12 protein-coding genes are annotated in these 16,258 nt (G+C 43.8%); 8 read left to right on the top strand and 4 right to left on the bottom strand.

What is annotated here, in order from left to right:
* Positions 1 to 58 precede the first annotated feature (58 nt).
* Genes AC1DRQ_RS04265 through AC1DRQ_RS04250 form a run of 4 tightly spaced genes read left to right on the top strand, consistent with a single transcriptional unit; the run spans position 59 to position 5,817 of the window.
* Positions 59 to 1,456 carry a TolC family protein gene (locus AC1DRQ_RS04265; RefSeq protein WP_477422384.1) on the top strand — a complete coding sequence of 466 codons (1,398 nt, stop codon included), beginning with the start codon at positions 59 to 61 and terminating at the stop codon, positions 1,454 to 1,456.
* The gene (locus AC1DRQ_RS04260) at positions 1,453 to 4,617 is read left to right on the top strand and encodes an efflux RND transporter permease subunit (protein WP_477422382.1); all 3,165 of its coding nucleotides are present in this window, start codon (positions 1,453 to 1,455) and stop codon (positions 4,615 to 4,617) included. Before AC1DRQ_RS04265 ends, AC1DRQ_RS04260 begins: the two co-directional genes overlap by 4 nt.
* On the top strand, positions 4,614 to 5,699 hold the full coding sequence (locus tag AC1DRQ_RS04255) for an efflux RND transporter periplasmic adaptor subunit (RefSeq protein WP_477422380.1): 1,086 nt from the start codon (positions 4,614 to 4,616) through the stop codon (positions 5,697 to 5,699). The genes AC1DRQ_RS04260 and AC1DRQ_RS04255 overlap by 4 nt, the downstream gene beginning before the upstream one ends.
* 16 nt (positions 5,700 to 5,715) lie before the next feature.
* Positions 5,716 to 5,817 carry a chromate resistance protein ChrB domain-containing protein gene (locus AC1DRQ_RS04250; RefSeq protein WP_477422506.1) on the top strand — a complete coding sequence of 34 codons (102 nt, stop codon included), beginning with the start codon at positions 5,716 to 5,718 and terminating at the stop codon, positions 5,815 to 5,817.
* On the opposite strand, the gene AC1DRQ_RS04245 is transcribed toward AC1DRQ_RS04250, so the two are convergent.
* The 4 genes from AC1DRQ_RS04245 to AC1DRQ_RS04230 form a co-directional block, all read right to left on the bottom strand.
* Positions 5,799 to 7,067, bottom strand: coding sequence for an Hsp70 family protein (locus AC1DRQ_RS04245; RefSeq protein WP_477422378.1), 1,269 nt, complete (start codon positions 7,065 to 7,067; stop codon positions 5,799 to 5,801). The two genes, AC1DRQ_RS04250 and AC1DRQ_RS04245, sit on opposite strands and share 19 nt — an antisense overlap.
* A 267-nt stretch (positions 7,068 to 7,334) precedes the next feature.
* Positions 7,335 to 8,033 carry a response regulator transcription factor gene (locus tag AC1DRQ_RS04240; RefSeq protein WP_429395462.1) on the bottom strand — a complete coding sequence of 233 codons (699 nt, stop codon included), beginning with the start codon at positions 8,031 to 8,033 and terminating at the stop codon, positions 7,335 to 7,337.
* Positions 8,030 to 9,394: a sensor histidine kinase gene (locus AC1DRQ_RS04235; RefSeq protein ID WP_429395465.1), complete on the bottom strand. Its 1,365-nt coding sequence runs from the start codon at positions 9,392 to 9,394 to the stop codon at positions 8,030 to 8,032. Before AC1DRQ_RS04235 ends, AC1DRQ_RS04240 begins: the two co-directional genes overlap by 4 nt.
* Before the next feature lie 49 nt (positions 9,395 to 9,443).
* Positions 9,444 to 9,662 (bottom strand): hypothetical protein, encoded by a 219-nt coding sequence (locus tag AC1DRQ_RS04230; protein WP_477422375.1) that lies wholly within the window; start codon positions 9,660 to 9,662, stop codon positions 9,444 to 9,446.
* A 232-nt stretch (positions 9,663 to 9,894) separates the two neighbouring features.
* Between AC1DRQ_RS04230 and AC1DRQ_RS04225 the strand changes: the two genes are divergently transcribed.
* The 4 genes from AC1DRQ_RS04225 to AC1DRQ_RS04210 all read left to right on the top strand — a co-directional run bounded on the left by AC1DRQ_RS04225 (position 9,895) and on the right by AC1DRQ_RS04210 (position 16,258).
* The gene (locus tag AC1DRQ_RS04225; protein WP_477422373.1) at positions 9,895 to 10,470 is read left to right on the top strand and encodes a peroxiredoxin family protein; all 576 of its coding nucleotides are present in this window, start codon (positions 9,895 to 9,897) and stop codon (positions 10,468 to 10,470) included.
* Positions 10,471 to 10,717: 247 nt separating this feature from the next.
* Positions 10,718 to 11,308, top strand: a complete 591-nt coding sequence (locus tag AC1DRQ_RS04220) for an RNA polymerase sigma-70 factor (RefSeq protein ID WP_477422370.1) — start codon at positions 10,718 to 10,720, stop codon at positions 11,306 to 11,308.
* 98 nt (positions 11,309 to 11,406) lie between these two features.
* On the top strand, positions 11,407 to 12,570 hold the full coding sequence (locus tag AC1DRQ_RS04215) for a FecR family protein (protein ID WP_477422368.1): 1,164 nt from the start codon (positions 11,407 to 11,409) through the stop codon (positions 12,568 to 12,570).
* A gap of 187 nt (positions 12,571 to 12,757) precedes the next feature.
* The gene (locus tag AC1DRQ_RS04210; RefSeq protein WP_477422366.1) at positions 12,758 to 16,258 is read left to right on the top strand and encodes a TonB-dependent receptor; all 3,501 of its coding nucleotides are present in this window, start codon (positions 12,758 to 12,760) and stop codon (positions 16,256 to 16,258) included.

Genomic DNA, 16,258 nt, shown 5'->3' with positions numbered 1-16,258 from the left:
TGAGGCCGGAAATTATCATAGCATTGTGCCTACAAATACCAGTACTGGATTTCCAGATATGAAATATCCCGTTTTACCCATTTATTCAAAGATCAGCCTGCTTGCAGGTATACTCCTTTGTTTTTTACTGCCTGAACGAGCCGCTGCACAGCAAGGTAAGCCATACCTTGATTCCCTGCTCCGGACCGCAGCGGCCAATTATCCCCTGATCAAAGCCAAGAAACTGCAAACACAAGCCTTACAATATGCGGTGAAGTATAAGCAAAATGGTTTGATCCCTTCGCTGAATGCCTCTTACCAGGTTGATTATGCCACCGCCAATAATATTACGGGGATGATCTACCCACAGTATATCACACCGATCAGCGGCCCACCCAGCAAGGGAAATGATTACAGTGGCGTGCCCGGCAGCGCCGCAGCACTTAACCTGCAATGGGAACCCATCACTTTTGGTCAGCGTGGTGCCGAAATTGATCTCGCTAAAGGTAGGCTGCAATATGGCCAGGCGGATGAGAATTTAACCTTATTTCAGCACCAGGTCTACGTGATCAGTGCCTGGCTAAATTATTTACTGGTCAATGACCTGATCAAGGTTTATCAGTCCAATATCGCTAAATCGGCCTTCAACTTAAAACAGGCTCAAACCTTAGTGGTCAGTGGCTTAAGGCCCGGAACAGACTCTTCCTCCTTTCATTCCGAATACACCAGGGCAGAAATGCAGCTGATCGCTTTTGAAAGGCAAAGAGATTCTACACTAATTGCGCTTAAAGAACTGGTCGGCGGTAAATTACCGGATGGTTTGCCAGTTGATTCTTCGCTCTTCAGCCATCTTCCGGCCATTGCTTTGGCTGATACTTCAACAGCCGACCACCCGGAGGTACAATTAGGAAAGGCGAATGTCAGCGCGAATGAGCTGACCTTAAAATCATTAAAGAAAAGCATCCTGCCCCGCTTAACCCTTTGGAGCACTGGATACGGCCGGGGTTCGGGTATCGGTGCTGATGGTTCGGTCAATTCCAATGATGGCTGGCGTTTCCAACGGTATAACTACGGCGTGGGCGCCCAGATCGCTTTCCCGATACTGGAAGTTTTCAGACAAAAGCCACTGTGGAAACAACAGGAACTCATTACCGCATCCAGCCGTGAACAGCTGGCGCAAACCGAACTGCACCTGAACACACAAAAGGAGATCGCAGCATCCAACTTTCAAAAGGCCTTACAAACAGCCAGGCTGGCACCGCAGCAATTCCACTCCGCCGAATATTCCTACAAAGCCATCCAGTCGAGGTATAAATCCGGCCTGATCAATTATTACGATGTGATCCAGGCGCAGCAGCTCTTATTTCAGTCTGCGGCTACGGTGAAGATCGCTTATTATGGTGCCTGGCGGGCCCTGCTCAATGAGGCGGCCTATAGCGGTAGTCTCAACCTGTTTTTAAATCCATACGGCAAATGAATATTATTCAATTTTTATACGCCTCACTAAGAAAGCCGGTCACGATCATCGTGGCCGTCATTGCCCTGATTTTCTTTTCGGTTGTTTCCATCAAAACGATGCCGGTAGACATTTTTCCGAAGCTGGGGACACCGACCATTTACGTTGCCCAAACTTATGGTGGTTTATCAGCCGAACAGATTGAAGGTTTCGTGACTTCTTATTATGAATACCACTTTCTATATGTAACCGGTATTAAATCCGTGGAAAGCAAAACCATACAGGGTGTTACTTTATTAAAGCTCAACTTTTACGAGGGCACCGATATGGGGCAAGCCACCGGTGAGGTAGTATCTATGGTGAACCGGGCAAGGGCCTTTATGCCGCCTGGAACCGTGTCGCCCTTTGTCACCCGTTTCGATGGCGGCAGCGTGGCTGTTGGCCAACTGGTTTTCAGCAGTCCAACCCGGTCTTTAGCCGAAGTGTCGGATCTGGCCCTGTTTAAGGTTAGGCCCATGTTCTCCACATTGCCTGGCGTTTCCGCGCCGCCGCCATTTGGCGGTAACCAGCGCTCTGTGCTGATTAAAGCGGATCCCAATAAATTACGCAGTTATGGTATCAGTCCCGAGGAACTGGTTACTGCTATCGCGAAAGGAAATACCATCCTCCCGGCGGGTAACCTGCGGGTGGGCGACCAGATGCTCATCGCGCCTCAAAATACGGTCGTGGATAATATTCAGGACCTGGGCAATATTCCTGTAAAAACAGGCAGTGGCCCTGCCATTTACGTGCATGACCTGGCGCAGGTGGATAATGGTGCTGATATTACCGCAGGTTATGCCTTGATCAATGGCAAGCGTTCGGTTTATATCCCGGTAACTAAAAGGGCCGATGCTTCTACCTGGGATGTGGTACAGAAAGTAAAAGCCGCTATACCGGATATGCAGGCTGCCATACCGGCGGATATTAAAGTCAGTTATGAGTTTGACCAATCGGGTTATGTGATCAATTCCATAAAAAGCCTGATGACAGAAGGTATTTTAGGGGCATTATTAACTGGTTTAATGGTGCTGCTGTTCCTGCGCGATTGGCGCGGTTCGCTCATTGTAGTTTTAACCATTCCGCTCGCCTTGCTTTCCGCAGTGATCTGCCTGAAGCTGTTTGGTCAAAGCATCAATATCATGACGCTGGGTGGCCTGGCTTTGGCTATCGGCATATTAGTGGATGAGGCGACGGTTACTATCGAAAATATCCATCACCACCAGGAAAAAGGGGAGCAGAAAGGCCGGGCGATCCTGGATGCCTGTAAGGAGATCGCTTTACCAAAACTATTGATCCTGTTGTGTATCCTGGCTGTGTTTTTTCCGGCCTTCTTTATGTCGGGTATCCCTAAGGCGATGTTCCTGCCGCTTTCCCTTTCGGTTGGTTTTGCGATGATCGCTTCCTTCTTGTTATCGCAGTCATTTGTGCCGGTGATTGCCAACTGGCTGTTTAAAGATAAACCGACCGAAAACGTGGGAGAAGGCAAACGCATGACACGTTTTAAAGAAAGACATGAACGGCTGATTCATCGCCTTTCACCGGGCAGAAATATTTTGATACCTGTTTATATCATACTTTCCATTGCCTTAGCCGGATTGCTATTCTTTACGGTCGGTAAAGAGTTGTTTCCCAAAGTGGATGCAGGACAGTTTCAGGTAAGATTAAGGTTAAAGGAAGGCTCACGCATCGAGCGGACAGAACAAAGCACCAAACAATTACTGCATCTGATCGACAGCCTCTCCGGCGGCAACAAGATCGCCATTTCCTCTGCCTATGTTGGCCTGGTGGGTTCAAGCTATCCGGTCAGTGTGATCCATCTATGGACCAGCGGGCCGGAAGAAGCTTTGTTAAAAGTTAAATTCATTTCAGGTGCCGGCATTCATCTGGATGATTTTAAGGAACGCGTACGTCAGGCCGTCAATAAACAAATGCCCGGATCACATATTTCTTTTGAACCGGCTGACCTCGTGGAGCAGGTCATGAGCCAGGGAACAGGAACACCGGTGCAGGTACAGGTATTGGGTAAAAGCCTGGCACAGGACCGGGACTTTGGAAAGAAGATCGTTGAACGGCTGAAAACATTACCATACCTGCGGGATGTTGCCTATAGCGCGCCACAGGGTTACCCAGCCATGAAAATTGAATTTGACCGGGTGAAACTGGGTCAGTTAGGATTAACCGTAGAAGATGCCGGAAAGTCACTGGCTGCTGCTACTTCTTCCAGTCGTTTTACGCAACCTAATTACTGGGTTGATAAAGCAGCTGGGACAGCCTACCAGGTACAGGTGCAGGTACCGGAACTGATTATGAACGATCCGGGACAGGTGGATAATATCCTGTTGAGTTCCAACAATGGTAAACAGGTGTATATGCGGGATGTAGCTACCTGGAAAATGGGCAATACGGAGGGCGAGTTTGACCGTTTAAACCAAAAGCGTTTTATCACTATTACAGCCAACCTGCAAGGTAAAGCGCTGGGCACAGCCATCCATGATATCGATAAGATCATTGGTGAAACAGGCAAACTTCCGGAAGGTATGAAGATCCAGCAGCCGGGACAAGCAGAAGTGTTTTTACAAACTTTTCAGGAATTGCAAAACGGTATCCTGCTCGCTATTGTGGTCATCTTTCTGTTGCTGGCGGTAAACTTCCAGTCGTTCCGGTTGTCGTTGGTGATCATCTCAGTTATTCCTGGCATTTTAGCGGGTAGCCTGCTGCTGTTATGGATCTGTGGCAAAACGTTGAATATACAATCCTATATGGGCTGTATCATGGCGGTTGGTGTGGCGGTAGCCAATGCCATCCTGTTTGTCACCCAGGCAGAAAAGCATAGAAGCGAAAAACTAAGTGAACCCTATTTACAGGGGATCAAAGACCGGATCAGACCTATCTTAATGACCAGTTTGGCGATGATCGCCGGGATGATCCCGATGGCTTTGGGCTTTGGCGAGGGTGGCGACCAGACATCGCCATTAGGCACAGCAGTGATCGGTGGCCTGATCTTTTCCATGTTCTCCAGCCTGATCATATTGCCTTTAATTTACCAGTCGTCCATCGGGAACCGTCCTGTACCTGTTATCTCCTTAGACCCTGATGATCCTGCAAGTAAGTATCACCTTTTAACCGAAAATCAATCATGAAAGCTATATATTATATACTCTTAGTTCCTGTTTGCCTGCTGGCAGCTTGTGGTGGCAATCAAACTGAAAAAGCCGCCCCGCAGGGTCTGCCAGAAAAACCCGCGGTTAAACTGATCACACTGAAGCTGGAGCCGGTTTCCAATAAACTGAATTTAACCGGAGAAATTATTCCCTTTGACCGTGCTAACATTTATGCCCGTACACCAGGCTATGTAAAAGAAGTGAAAGTAGATATCGGTTCAAAAATAAGTAAAGGGCAGGTGCTGTGTATCCTGGATGCTCCTGAATTAAAGGCGGCACAAGCCCAAAGTCAAAGTAACAGCATGGGTGCTAAGTCTAAATATGAATCCAGCAAGTCGACTTATTTAAGGTTGTTGAAGGCGGCACAAACGCCCGGTGCTGTGGCAGATAACGAACTGGAAATTGCACGCAACCAGATGCTTACAGACAGCTCGGTTTACCAGGCCTCCCGTTCAGCTACACAAGCCAACAAAGCAATAGAGGACTACCTGCTGATCCGTTCGCCTTTTAATGGCGTGGTGACCGCAAGAAATATATTTAAAGGCGATTTTGTAGATAATACCGGCAAAACACTGTTATTCCGTGTAGAAGATAACTCGTCTTTAAGAGTTGATGTAGCCGTACCCGAAGCCTTTAATTCAACTTCCTTAAAAGATAACGAAGCAACCTTTACCGTATCCGCCAATCCCGGACAGGTTTTCAAAGCTAAACTGGCCCGAAAATCAGATGCCATTGATCCGCAAACCCGGAGCGAAACCTGGGAGCTTACTTTTCCGAATGCGAACGGCTTGTTGAAACCCGGTATGTTCGCGCAGATCGTATTACCTGTCAGCCGCCCTAAAGAGGGTTTCCTTGTGCCTTTCAAAGCCGTAGTGACCACGCAGGAACGCAAGTTTGTGATCAAGGTAGAAAACGGAAAGACGAAATGGGTAGATGTTAAAACAGGGTTTACCGGCAAGGAAAAGACCGAGATCGCGGGCGACCTGAAACCCGGCGACCAGCTGGTAGCGCAGGCTAACGAGGAATTAAAAGAAGGTATAGTTGTTCAAATAAAACAGTAACATAATTGTGAAATAGATCACTCGTGAACGGCTAAAAATTGACCGTATTGCTACTCCCTGGCTCATTAACCGATCCTGTGATCTTGCAGATCGCAGAGATCATCCCTCAAATAGGTAACCACTGTAAGCCAAACCCCTGGCCACGCTTTTAAAGTTATCTCCCGAATTTAGGCTAACATGAGGAAATCTTTTTTTGAAGAGTTTTTGAATGCTATTAACCATAGAAGTACCGCCAGTTAAAAAGAGGCTGTCGATATTTTGGGGCTTGATACCGTTTTGCACCATAAACTCATCCAGGTAGTTTGCAATCCGGTCCACGTCTTTCGCGATAATTTGTTCATAATCAGGCAGGGGTATTTTCTCGTTAATTTTGATATCCATTTTTTGATAGCGAAACAAAGCAGTATCCGCCTTTGAAAGCGTGATCTTTGTTTTTTCGATGGATTGAAATACTGAATACCCCAGGTTATTTTCAATAAGCGTGATCAGATTTTTAAACTGCGGATCTTTGCCCGAAAAATAGTAGTAATCTTCAATATCTTTTTTAATGCGAAGCCCATTAAAGAAATTCATTTGTTCCCATGAGCAAATGTTTGCAAAAAGCGATTTTGGCACGCTTAATACTTTACCCGGAGTGGCTTCGTATTGGGTGTTTTTGCCGAAGTACGGCGTGCCTTTCTCCCACATAAAGGCGGAATCGAAGCTATCTCCTCCCACATAAATCCCTCCACTGGCCATCATATCATTCTTCCTGTCTTTGTTCCCAACCTTTTCAGGATCAAGCATCAAGTAGGTAAAATCTGTAGTACCTCCGCCAAGGTCAGCCACCAATACATTTTCCTTTTTTAAGAGGCTTCTTTCATAGGCAAAGGCCGCTCCGATGGGTTCAAATTGAAACCTGACGTCTACAAAACCGGCAATTTCTGCCGCTTTATTTAGTCGTGTCTGTGCTAACGTATCTTTCTTTACATCATCGTCATCAAAAAAAACAGGCCTCCCAATTACTGCTTTTCGGCAATCCTGCCCAATTAATTGATCTGCACGATCTTTCAGATCTTTTAAAATGATTGCTACAAGATCAGATGCATTATACTTCTTACTATGAATACGGGTTTCCGTGAAACTGCTCCTTGATAATACTTGTTTAATAGACTTAATAAAACGCCCTTTCATATTATCGTTAAGGTAGGCCGTAATTGCATCTTCCCCTACAACATAATTTGGGCCCTTTGCCGCATTAGGCTGATGATAGAAATAAATAAGCGAAGGAATAATAATCGTGTTCTGTATTTCTTTCGTTTCCTCGTCGTAAATTGCCAAGGCTGAGTTGGTTGTCCCAAAATCAATTCCGTATAAAAGCTTCTTCATATCAGGGGGAGATAAAACAGTAAAAATTTCAAGGGCGGCGAAGGTATAAAAAATAGCTGAATGCAATAGATATTTTCTTTTTTTAAATGTTTTTCCCCAGGATTAATCCTTTAGGTCAAGCCTTTTGAAACCTGCGGCAGTAAACTATTCATTGTGAGCAGTCGAAATCCAGGTTATAGGCAGTTTGGGCAAATGGTTAGAGGCTTAACCGAAAGACGTTATGATCTGCAGCATTGACAAAGGATTTTTTTGTTCAAAAGTCATTAGCTAATCAATCAATTTGTAGCCAAAACCACGAATATTGAGGATCTGAACGGAGGTATCCGTGAGCAAATACTTGCGGAGCCTGGTAATATAAACATCCATGCTGCGGGCATTAAACGGGTTATCATCTCCCCAGATTTTCAGTAATGCCGTTTTACGGTCAAGCAACTTGTTTTTATGGTCAATTAGTAATTGAAGCAGGTCGGCCTCCCGCTGTGAGAGACTAACGGCCTTTTCGTTGTCCACCAGTTCCAGTCGGTGATGATCAAACTGAAAATTGCCTACCATATTCACCATAACCGGCATAGAAGAACTATCAGCAGGTGCCTGAAAACCCTTTCTGCGATGAAGACTTTTCAGCCTTAATATTAATTCCTCCATGCTGAAGGGTTTTTTCATATAGTCATCTGCACCTGTTTCGAAGCCCTTGATGACATCCGCAATTTGTGTTTTGGCAGTCAGAAAAATAATAGGAACTAACTGATCCACTTTGCGAATGTCCGCTACCAGTGAAAATCCATCCTTGCGTGGCATCATCACATCTATGACGCATACATCAGGTTTGCTTTTATTAAAAAAACTCCAGCCTTCCACGCCATTTGCAGCAATAATCAGTTCAAAACCCCTGGCGTCTAAAGTTTCTTTAACTATCGCGGCTAAAACAGCTTCGTCTTCCACTAACAGCACTTTGATCTTATTCATTTTTGTGGGAATTGAATGGTAAAAGTAGTGCCAGAATTTAATTTACTTTTAACGGAAATGATGCCGTTTAAACTGGTAACCAGTTGTTTAACATAACTCAAACCAAGTCCGTAACCTTTAACTTCGTGCAAATCGCCTTGCGGCACTCTATAAAATTTGTCAAATATAAATGGTAAATGCAGATGGTCAATACCAGTGCCGTCATCCTGGATGATCAACTGCCAGCCTTTTTCAAAAGGGTTAATCTTTATGGTAACTTTTACATCTTCACCTCCGTATTTAATAGCGTTTTCCACCACATTAGAAATGATAGTATCTACAATATAGCTGTCGGTAAAAACTTCCTGTAAGCCTGAAGGATTCAAAAGTTCAATATGATAACCCGCATCCGGGGTAAACCTTTTCAACACCATATTAATTAATTCTTCAATATCCACCTGGTCTGGTTTGGCCAGTTTATCACCACTTTCATACCTCGTAATATCCAGGATACGGTCTACATTATGATCCAGTCTGTCCAGGATCTCCATGTTGATTTTCAGGTAGCGTTCGGCTTTTTCAGGTTCTGCGATACCACCATACCTGAATAAGGCTTCGTGTGTTGATTTTAAAATGGAGATCGGGGTCCGAAGTTCATGCGTGATATTGCTTATAAAATCATTTTTAATATGATCCAGTTGCATCTGCCGCCTGATGATGATCGACATATACCAAAGGCTACCCGCAGAAAGCATGATCAAAACGAGTGAAATGATGGCGGGGATGATATTCTGAGCAAGAAGAAGCCGGCCTGTGTTACTAAAAACTGCTTCTACGATAGGACTGCTTTTCGAATAATTAATATAAGCGGTTATTTTACCGGATGGAAGGTTTTGCCGGTTTTTTAACAATAAAAGGTTGAACGGTAAATCGATATTGTTCCTTTTTAATTCGTCTTTAAACAGGGCTTTCAATGTATCAAGCTTAATGGCATTCATCAATGTCGCCGACATGAACTGGGTTTCAGCTAGCATTACTTTTAAACGATATAAATTAGCCGGGTTTACCGGAACTTCTTCAATTTTAGCTGTATAAGGGTCATGTTTAGCATCCTTAGTAAATACTTTCAAATGTGCTGATGTGTCCTTTTCAATCACTTTTAATACCGATAAAAAAGGCGATGGCGATTTTAAGGAAAGCGGAAGCTCGCTTTTTTGCACATGATAGTTATCAATGCTTTTTTGAAGTGCATCTGATAGTTGTTTGTTGAGATTTTGTTCGCCGGTTTTATACGTATTATATACCCAATAGCATTGGAACAGGATAATGCCACCGGCTGTAAGGGCGGCGATAAGAAATAAAAAGGTCAGTCTTTTTTTCATACCGGTGACGTGATATCATGTTGCTCAAAGATAAGTTATTTGTTAACGCTTACAGATCTGCATTGATGGCTGTGGACAGGTCATGCTTAATATCCGGACTGATACTGGTAGCGAAAGTGACTTTCCTTACACTGTCGATCTTGTCTTTGGAGATAAGGGTGCCCTCAGGCATCATGTAAGTAGGCACGGGCGCTGAACCGGGCTTGGTTTGGGCTTTGACACTCATGTTGCAGATGCTTAAGGCTGCGATAAATAAGTAGGTCTTCATCTGATTTTTTTTAAATTTTTGTACGCTTTTCATCAGGCAAAGCTATTTCGTAACAACCTTCACTTTGTTAAAGGAGCATTAAATAGTGTTAACTAATGTTAATCATTAAATATGATCAGGGATGATCAGGTGCCTGTGCTTTCGTTAACATTAGTTAACACTAAACATCAGGGTGTTAACACTACGGCAGCGCGGCCGAAATAACTTTGTGGCCTCATCAATATGTAGACAAATGAAAAAGTATTTCCTTATTTCCCTGATCAGTATTATGGCAAACACAGCCGGATATTTATCCGCAGGGGCAGCTGTCCCGTCCTTTAATAAAGTAAAATCACAGCCGGAATATCCTGGTTTTCGCGAAACCTATGCGGATCAAAACGACAGCGGGCTGTTAAATAAGCCGGCGCCAGCATTTGAACTGCGGGGATTGAATGGTCAGCTTTATTCCCTAAAGGATTTAAGGGGGAAAATAGTGGTACTGAATTTTTGGTTTATCGCTTGTAAGCCCTGTGTTAACGAAATGCCTGTATTAAACAGCATTAAAAATAAATATGATCCCGCAAAAGTTATTTTCCTTGCGCTATCATTGGATAGTAAAAATGCCGTCAATACTTTTTTACAACAACACCAATTTAATTATATTCAGCTTCCGGGTGTGGTGGCTGTGCATAAAAAATACCATTTAAATGCCTATCCCGTATCTATCGTGATCGATGCCAGGGGAATTGTCTCCTTTGTTCAAACCGGTGGGCCAGATATCGGCACAAACCTTCCGGCTGCCATCAATGCAGCTTTAAAAGGCGTGTAAAAGTTAGTGCTTGTACAATAATTGTTTATAGGGTATAAATAGTTTGATTGTAATTTTGTATTCTTGTGGCCTGATGGAATAACTGTTCAGGTTCTCCTTTTGCCAATTACTAAACAAAGAATGAAAATGTTTTTGCAATATTTATTACGTACAGGTACACGTAATGAAAAAAAAATTGGAATGTGGAGTTCGGTCGCCGTTATTTTAGCAGCTAAACAGCTCTCCATTTATTAATAACGATCAACGCATGGCTATTTATACTCATTACACCGACCATGAACTGACGGTTTTGTTAAACCAGAACGATCATGGCGCTTTTAATGAGATTTATAACCGATATTGGCAGAAGATGCTCCTCATTGCATGGAATCACTGTGATGATAAAGTTGTGGCCAAAGATATCGTACAGGAGGTATTTCTCAACCTGTGGGAAAAATACCAGAGCCTGGATATTCAAAACCTTCCTGCATTCCTGGCCACCGCGGTCAAATTTAAGGTTTTCAAGTATTACCGGTTGGAGCAGCGACGCCAGGAACTGGCCAAACAACATTATAAATTTGAAGATCTCGTACTGGATGAAGAAAAACTGGATGCCAAGTTCCTACAGGACTTTATTGATGGCATTGTTGAAGAAATGCCCGAAAAATGCCGCTTGATATTTAAGTACAGCCGTACAGAAGGACTCAGGAACATTGAGATCGCAGATAAAATCAATATCACTGAAAAGGGCGTTGAAAATACGCTTACCCGCGCCCTGAAAATTATTCGCGGTGAAATGAAAAACCATGGGATATCTCTGGTATTCATCCTGCACACCTTCTTCTCCTTGAAAAAGTAATCCTTTTTACCAAAACTCGTTTTTTTTTATTTTTTTTTCATTTCCCGTGTGGGGGTAACCGATTCTCAGGGTACATATAGGTACAATCCAATAAACCTATGGACCTGCAGAAAATAAATGAATTAACGCGGAAGTACACGGACGGTACTGCCACGGAAGCTGAAAAGAAACAATTAAGTGAGTGGTACCGGGAGAAAGCCTATCGGGACGCTACTTTTCCTGATGATGATGAGGCAACCTATCATTCCATACTTGACCGCATTAATGATGTCATTATACCACCAAAAAGAAGGTACGGTTACCGGTTTTGGACACTGGCGGCTTCGGTGACTGTGATTTTGGGGATAGGTGTTTATTTATTTATCCGGAATAATGAAACTGCTCCTAAGGATAGTATTGCAGCCCATAAAAATGATATTATGCCTGGTGGAAATAAAGCCATCCTGACTTTAGCCAACGGTTCTAAGATATCACTGACAGATGCGGGCGATGGAAAAGTTGCCAGCCAGGGGGGTATTCAGATCAGTAAAACGGCCCAGGGCCAGCTGATATATACGGTAACAACACCGAATGAGCCAGACGCGTCTATGCAGCAGGATAAAGATCCTGACGTCATTACATATAATACTATAGAAACACCCGTAGGTGGTCAGTTTCAGGTTTTGCTACCTGATGGCTCCAGGGTTTGGCTGAACGCGCTTTCTGCTATCAAATTTCCGGTGAGCTTTGCCAAAGCGAAGGAACGCCGGGTAGAACTGAGAGGTGAGGCTTTTTTTGTGGTTCAGCATAATGAGGCTTCTCCATTTAAAGTTATTACCGGCGGGCAAACTATAGAGGATATTGGAACCGAATTCAATATTAATGCTTATCCAGACGATGCCGTAGCCCAAACAACACTTATTAAAGGAGCGGTTAAAGTGACGGCCGGTAATCATGAAGCTTTTTTGAAGCCTGGCCAGCAGGCAGGCTTTAGTGGTATCGATATGAAGGTGTCTGCAGCTAACATCGAAGAAGTTATAGCCTGGAAAAGCGGTTATTTTAAATTTTACGATGATAACCTTGAGGATATCATGAAAACGATCGCGCGCTGGTACAATATCCGGGTGATATACCAGGACGAGAGCCTGAAAAAAGAAACCTTCGGCGCGGTGGTTACCCGGTTTGCCAATATTTCACCGCTTTTAAAACTGATGGAGCAAACTGGAAATGCCAATTTTAAGATTGATGGCGCAACGATTACGATAAGCAAAAAGAAGAACTAACTGATTATACCATACCAATAAAACCAAGAAACAATTATGAAAGAGAAAGCTAAACCCACCTAAGCGAAGTTCGAATACCGGGATTTATGAAGTAAATCAGGAGCACTTGCGATGCTCCTGATTAGTCGGCTTTGATTAAATCTCGATGCGGTTTCAACACAATTTTAATTTAAAACAGCCTTAACAAATGTATAAAATTTTTACAGCAAACATTTGTACGCCTTCGGGCTACGCCAAGAAATTTCTGCGCATTATGAAACTAACCACGTTTGTACTTTTCCTCACTTTGATGCAGGCAAGTGCTACGGTTTTTTCTCAAAAGATCACCTATAAAGACAATGATGTCTCCCTGAAGCAGGTGTTTACGGAAATAAATAAACAGACCGGATACAATATCTTCTGGTCTCCAAAAAGTATCAAAAATGAAAATAAGTTAAACGTTAACTTCCAGAATACATCATTGGAAGATGTACTCCAAACCTGTCTTAAGGACACACAACTTACTTTTGTTATCGAAGGTAACTCTGTTATTATTAAAAGCAGGTCGGCATTAAAGGCCACAGACAAAGTGGTATCCATTCCGGCGGTTATAACCATTACAGGTACGGTAAGAGACGTAAAAGGAGTGACCCTGCCAGGTGTAAGCGTTACTGTTCCGGCGAATCTGAAAATAGGGACGGTGACTGATAATAACGGAAAATTTGTCCTTGATGTACCCAGCGGAACAGTCATCAAAATTTCTTTTGTTGGGTTCATTTCGCAGACATTTACGGTTACTCCTGATCATAAAGTTTTCGATGTCGTTCTTACAGAAGACATCAAGCAGGCAGAGGAAGTTGTAGTAACTGCTTATGGAAAGAAGGAAAGAAAAGAAGCAATAGTTGGTTCGGTGACGACCATCAAACCCGGGGAACTGAAAATCCCGGCCAGTAATTTAACCAATGCACTTGCCGGGCAGGCCGCAGGTATTATTGCCTTCCAGGGATCGGGACAGCCAGGTCAGGATAATGCACAGTTTTTTATCAGAGGGGTAACAACTTTTGGCTATAAAGTTGACCCACTGATCCTGATCGATAACATCGAGCTCACAACTAATGATCTGGCCAGGTTGCAGGTTGATGATATCGCCAGCTTTTCCATTCTTAAAGATGCCAGTGCAACTGCGTTATATGGTGCCCGCGGCGCGAATGGGGTAATTTTGGTAAGTACCAAGCAAGGTAAAATTGGCGCGCCGGTAATCAGCTTTCGCGCTGAAAATTCGATATCGAAAAATACCCAGTCGATTGAAATTGCCGACCCTATTTCCTACATGAATCTTTATAACGAGGCCACGCTCGACAGGAATCCATTGTTACCAACTCCCTTCAACCCCGATAAAATCAATAACACGATCAATACCATAAACAAAGGCCCTGGCTACAACCAATATGTATATCCGGCGGTAGACTGGTTGAAACTATTGATAAGACCTACTGCACATACGCAAAGAGGCAACCTGAGTGTGAGTGGCGGAACACCTTTTGCCAGGTATTACGTTGGGGGATCCTACAATCTTGACCACGGGAATTTAAAGGATGATATTGCCAACAATAATGAGACTAATATCAAATTTCAGAATTACCAGTTACGTTCCAATGTCAATCTCAACCTAACCAAGACAACGGAGGCCATACTTAGATTTTCCGGAAACTTCAGCGATTATTCCGGACCGCAGACAACAAGCGGGGCGTTCAGTACTGATGAATATAAATTGGCACTGCACGCCAGTCCGGTTGCGTTTCCTGCCTATTTTGCGCCCGACTCAGCTAATTTAGGCACGCAGCATATCCTGTTCGGAAAACCCGATAATCCCGGCGTTCCCGCTACGAATCCTTACGCCGAATTGTTAAGAGGACACAAAACTTCATCGGAGTCACGGGTATTGGCACAGATCGAATTGAATCAGAATCTGTCCTTTATTACAGAAGGTCTGAACTTTCACGGTATCTTCAGCACCAACCGGTATTCTTACTTCGATGCCAGTTTTGTTTATAACCCATTTTACTACAACATCGGGACATATGATAAAGCATCAAATACCTATACGCTGAACTGGCTGAATCCAAATCCTGGCGATGCCCGTGAATACCTTTTATACTATGGTGGAACACCTGTGTTGAGCAGCCAGGTTTATTTACAAGGTAATCTTGATTATACGAAGCAACTTGGGAAACACAATATATCAGCCACGTTGGTCGGAACCCGGCAACAAACGGTTTATTCTAATGTAAGCACGCTTATTGACGGTCTTCCTCATCGTAACCTCGGTCTTGCGGGAAGAGCTGGTTATAACTATGGCAGCAGATATTTTCTGGAGTTTAATTTTGGGTACAATGGTTCCGAAAGATTTTCTGCCGAGCACCGCTATGGATTCTTTCCAACTATTGGAGCCGGATGGCTGGTTTCTGCCGAGAAGTTCTTTGAGCCATTGGCCAATATTTTCGATCGGGTGAAATTACGTGGAAGCTATGGCCTGGTAGGTAATGACGCTATAAGTGACCGTCGCTTCTTCTACGCTTCAAGCGTTAACCTGGATGCAGGTGGTTATGCCGTTTTTGGGGCGAATGCAGCATATTCCCATGGTGGAGTGAGTATTCAGAATTATGCTGACCCCAATGTTACCTGGGAAACATCAAGACAAGCCAATGTGGCATTGGAACTCACCATGTTCAAGGCTCTTAATATTACCGCGGAATTCTATAATTATAACCGGTATAATATTTTGCAACAGCGATCTTACATTCCCACAACCTCGGGTCTTGAAGCTCCTATTTATGCTAATCTGGGCAAGGCCAATTCAAGGGGTATGGATCTTTCCTTTGATTACAAAACGGTCATCAATAAATCTTTCTCCATTACAGGACGTGGAAATTTCACACTTGCTACCGATAAATATACTTATTACGAAGAACCAAACTATCCTGAACCATGGCGAAGAAACGTCGGCCAGCCTATACGTGCCGGATACGGGTATATTGCAGACCGCCTGTTTGTTGATGATGCGGAGGCAGCGAGTTCTCCTGCACAGGTATTTTCTACAGGCGGTAAAGTCCCTAAGGGTGGTGACATCAAATACCATGACCTTAACGGGGATGGCATCATAGATTCCCGCGACGAAACGTTTATCGGCTATCCGCAGGTACCAGAGATCGTTTATGGTTACGGTGTATCCATGCAATACAAAAATTTTGATTTGTCCGCATTCTTCCAGGGCCAGGCCAGGGTATCTTTTTTTATCGACCCTACCCAGGTCAGCCCGTTTGTCCCCAGCACAGAAGCTTATGTTTACGGCAATACCCAGGTGCTTAAGCAATTTGCCGATGATCATTGGTCTGTAGGGAACCAAAACCTTTATGCGCTTTATCCTCGTTTAGGAACAACCGCGAGTGATATCGAGAATAACCTGCAGCCAAGTACCTGGTGGCTTCGTGACGGTTCTTTTATGCGATTAAAGTCAGCTGAATTAGGCTTCACATTACCCTCTTCGGTATCAAAAAAAATAGGTGTAAAAAGTATCCGGCTCTACTTGAATGGTTTAAATCTGATCACCTGGAGCTCATTTAAGCTTTGGGACCCCGAGCTTGGCGGAAATGGGTTCAATTATCCAATTCAAAAAGTATACAACATTGGTCTGAACGCTAATTTTTAA

The sequence above is a fragment of the Mucilaginibacter sp. P4_E8 genome, from assembly GCF_056401495.1.
Note: the sequence above shows the minus strand (reverse complement) of the source record. Positions and strands in the feature narration are given on the sequence as shown.

Bases quoted from the DNA above. Each gene is read 5' to 3' on its own strand.
- AC1DRQ_RS04265 (WP_477422384.1), top strand. From the start codon at position 59: ATGAAATATCCCGTTTTACCCATTTATTCAAAGATCAGCCTGCTTGCA.
- AC1DRQ_RS04260 (WP_477422382.1), top strand. From the start codon at position 1,453: ATGAATATTATTCAATTTTTATACGCCTCACTAAGAAAGCCGGTCACG.
- AC1DRQ_RS04255 (WP_477422380.1), top strand. From the start codon at position 4,614: ATGAAAGCTATATATTATATACTCTTAGTTCCTGTTTGCCTGCTGGCA.
- AC1DRQ_RS04245 (WP_477422378.1), bottom strand. From the start codon at position 7,067: ATGAAGAAGCTTTTATACGGAATTGATTTTGGGACAACCAACTCAGCC.
- AC1DRQ_RS04240 (WP_429395462.1), bottom strand. From the start codon at position 8,033: ATGAATAAGATCAAAGTGCTGTTAGTGGAAGACGAAGCTGTTTTAGCC.
- AC1DRQ_RS04235 (WP_429395465.1), bottom strand. From the start codon at position 9,394: ATGAAAAAAAGACTGACCTTTTTATTTCTTATCGCCGCCCTTACAGCC.
- AC1DRQ_RS04230 (WP_477422375.1), bottom strand. From the start codon at position 9,662: ATGAAGACCTACTTATTTATCGCAGCCTTAAGCATCTGCAACATGAGT.
- AC1DRQ_RS04225 (WP_477422373.1), top strand. From the start codon at position 9,895: ATGAAAAAGTATTTCCTTATTTCCCTGATCAGTATTATGGCAAACACA.
- AC1DRQ_RS04220 (WP_477422370.1), top strand. From the start codon at position 10,718: ATGGCTATTTATACTCATTACACCGACCATGAACTGACGGTTTTGTTA.
- AC1DRQ_RS04215 (WP_477422368.1), top strand. From the start codon at position 11,407: ATGGACCTGCAGAAAATAAATGAATTAACGCGGAAGTACACGGACGGT.
- AC1DRQ_RS04210 (WP_477422366.1), top strand. From the start codon at position 12,758: ATGTATAAAATTTTTACAGCAAACATTTGTACGCCTTCGGGCTACGCC.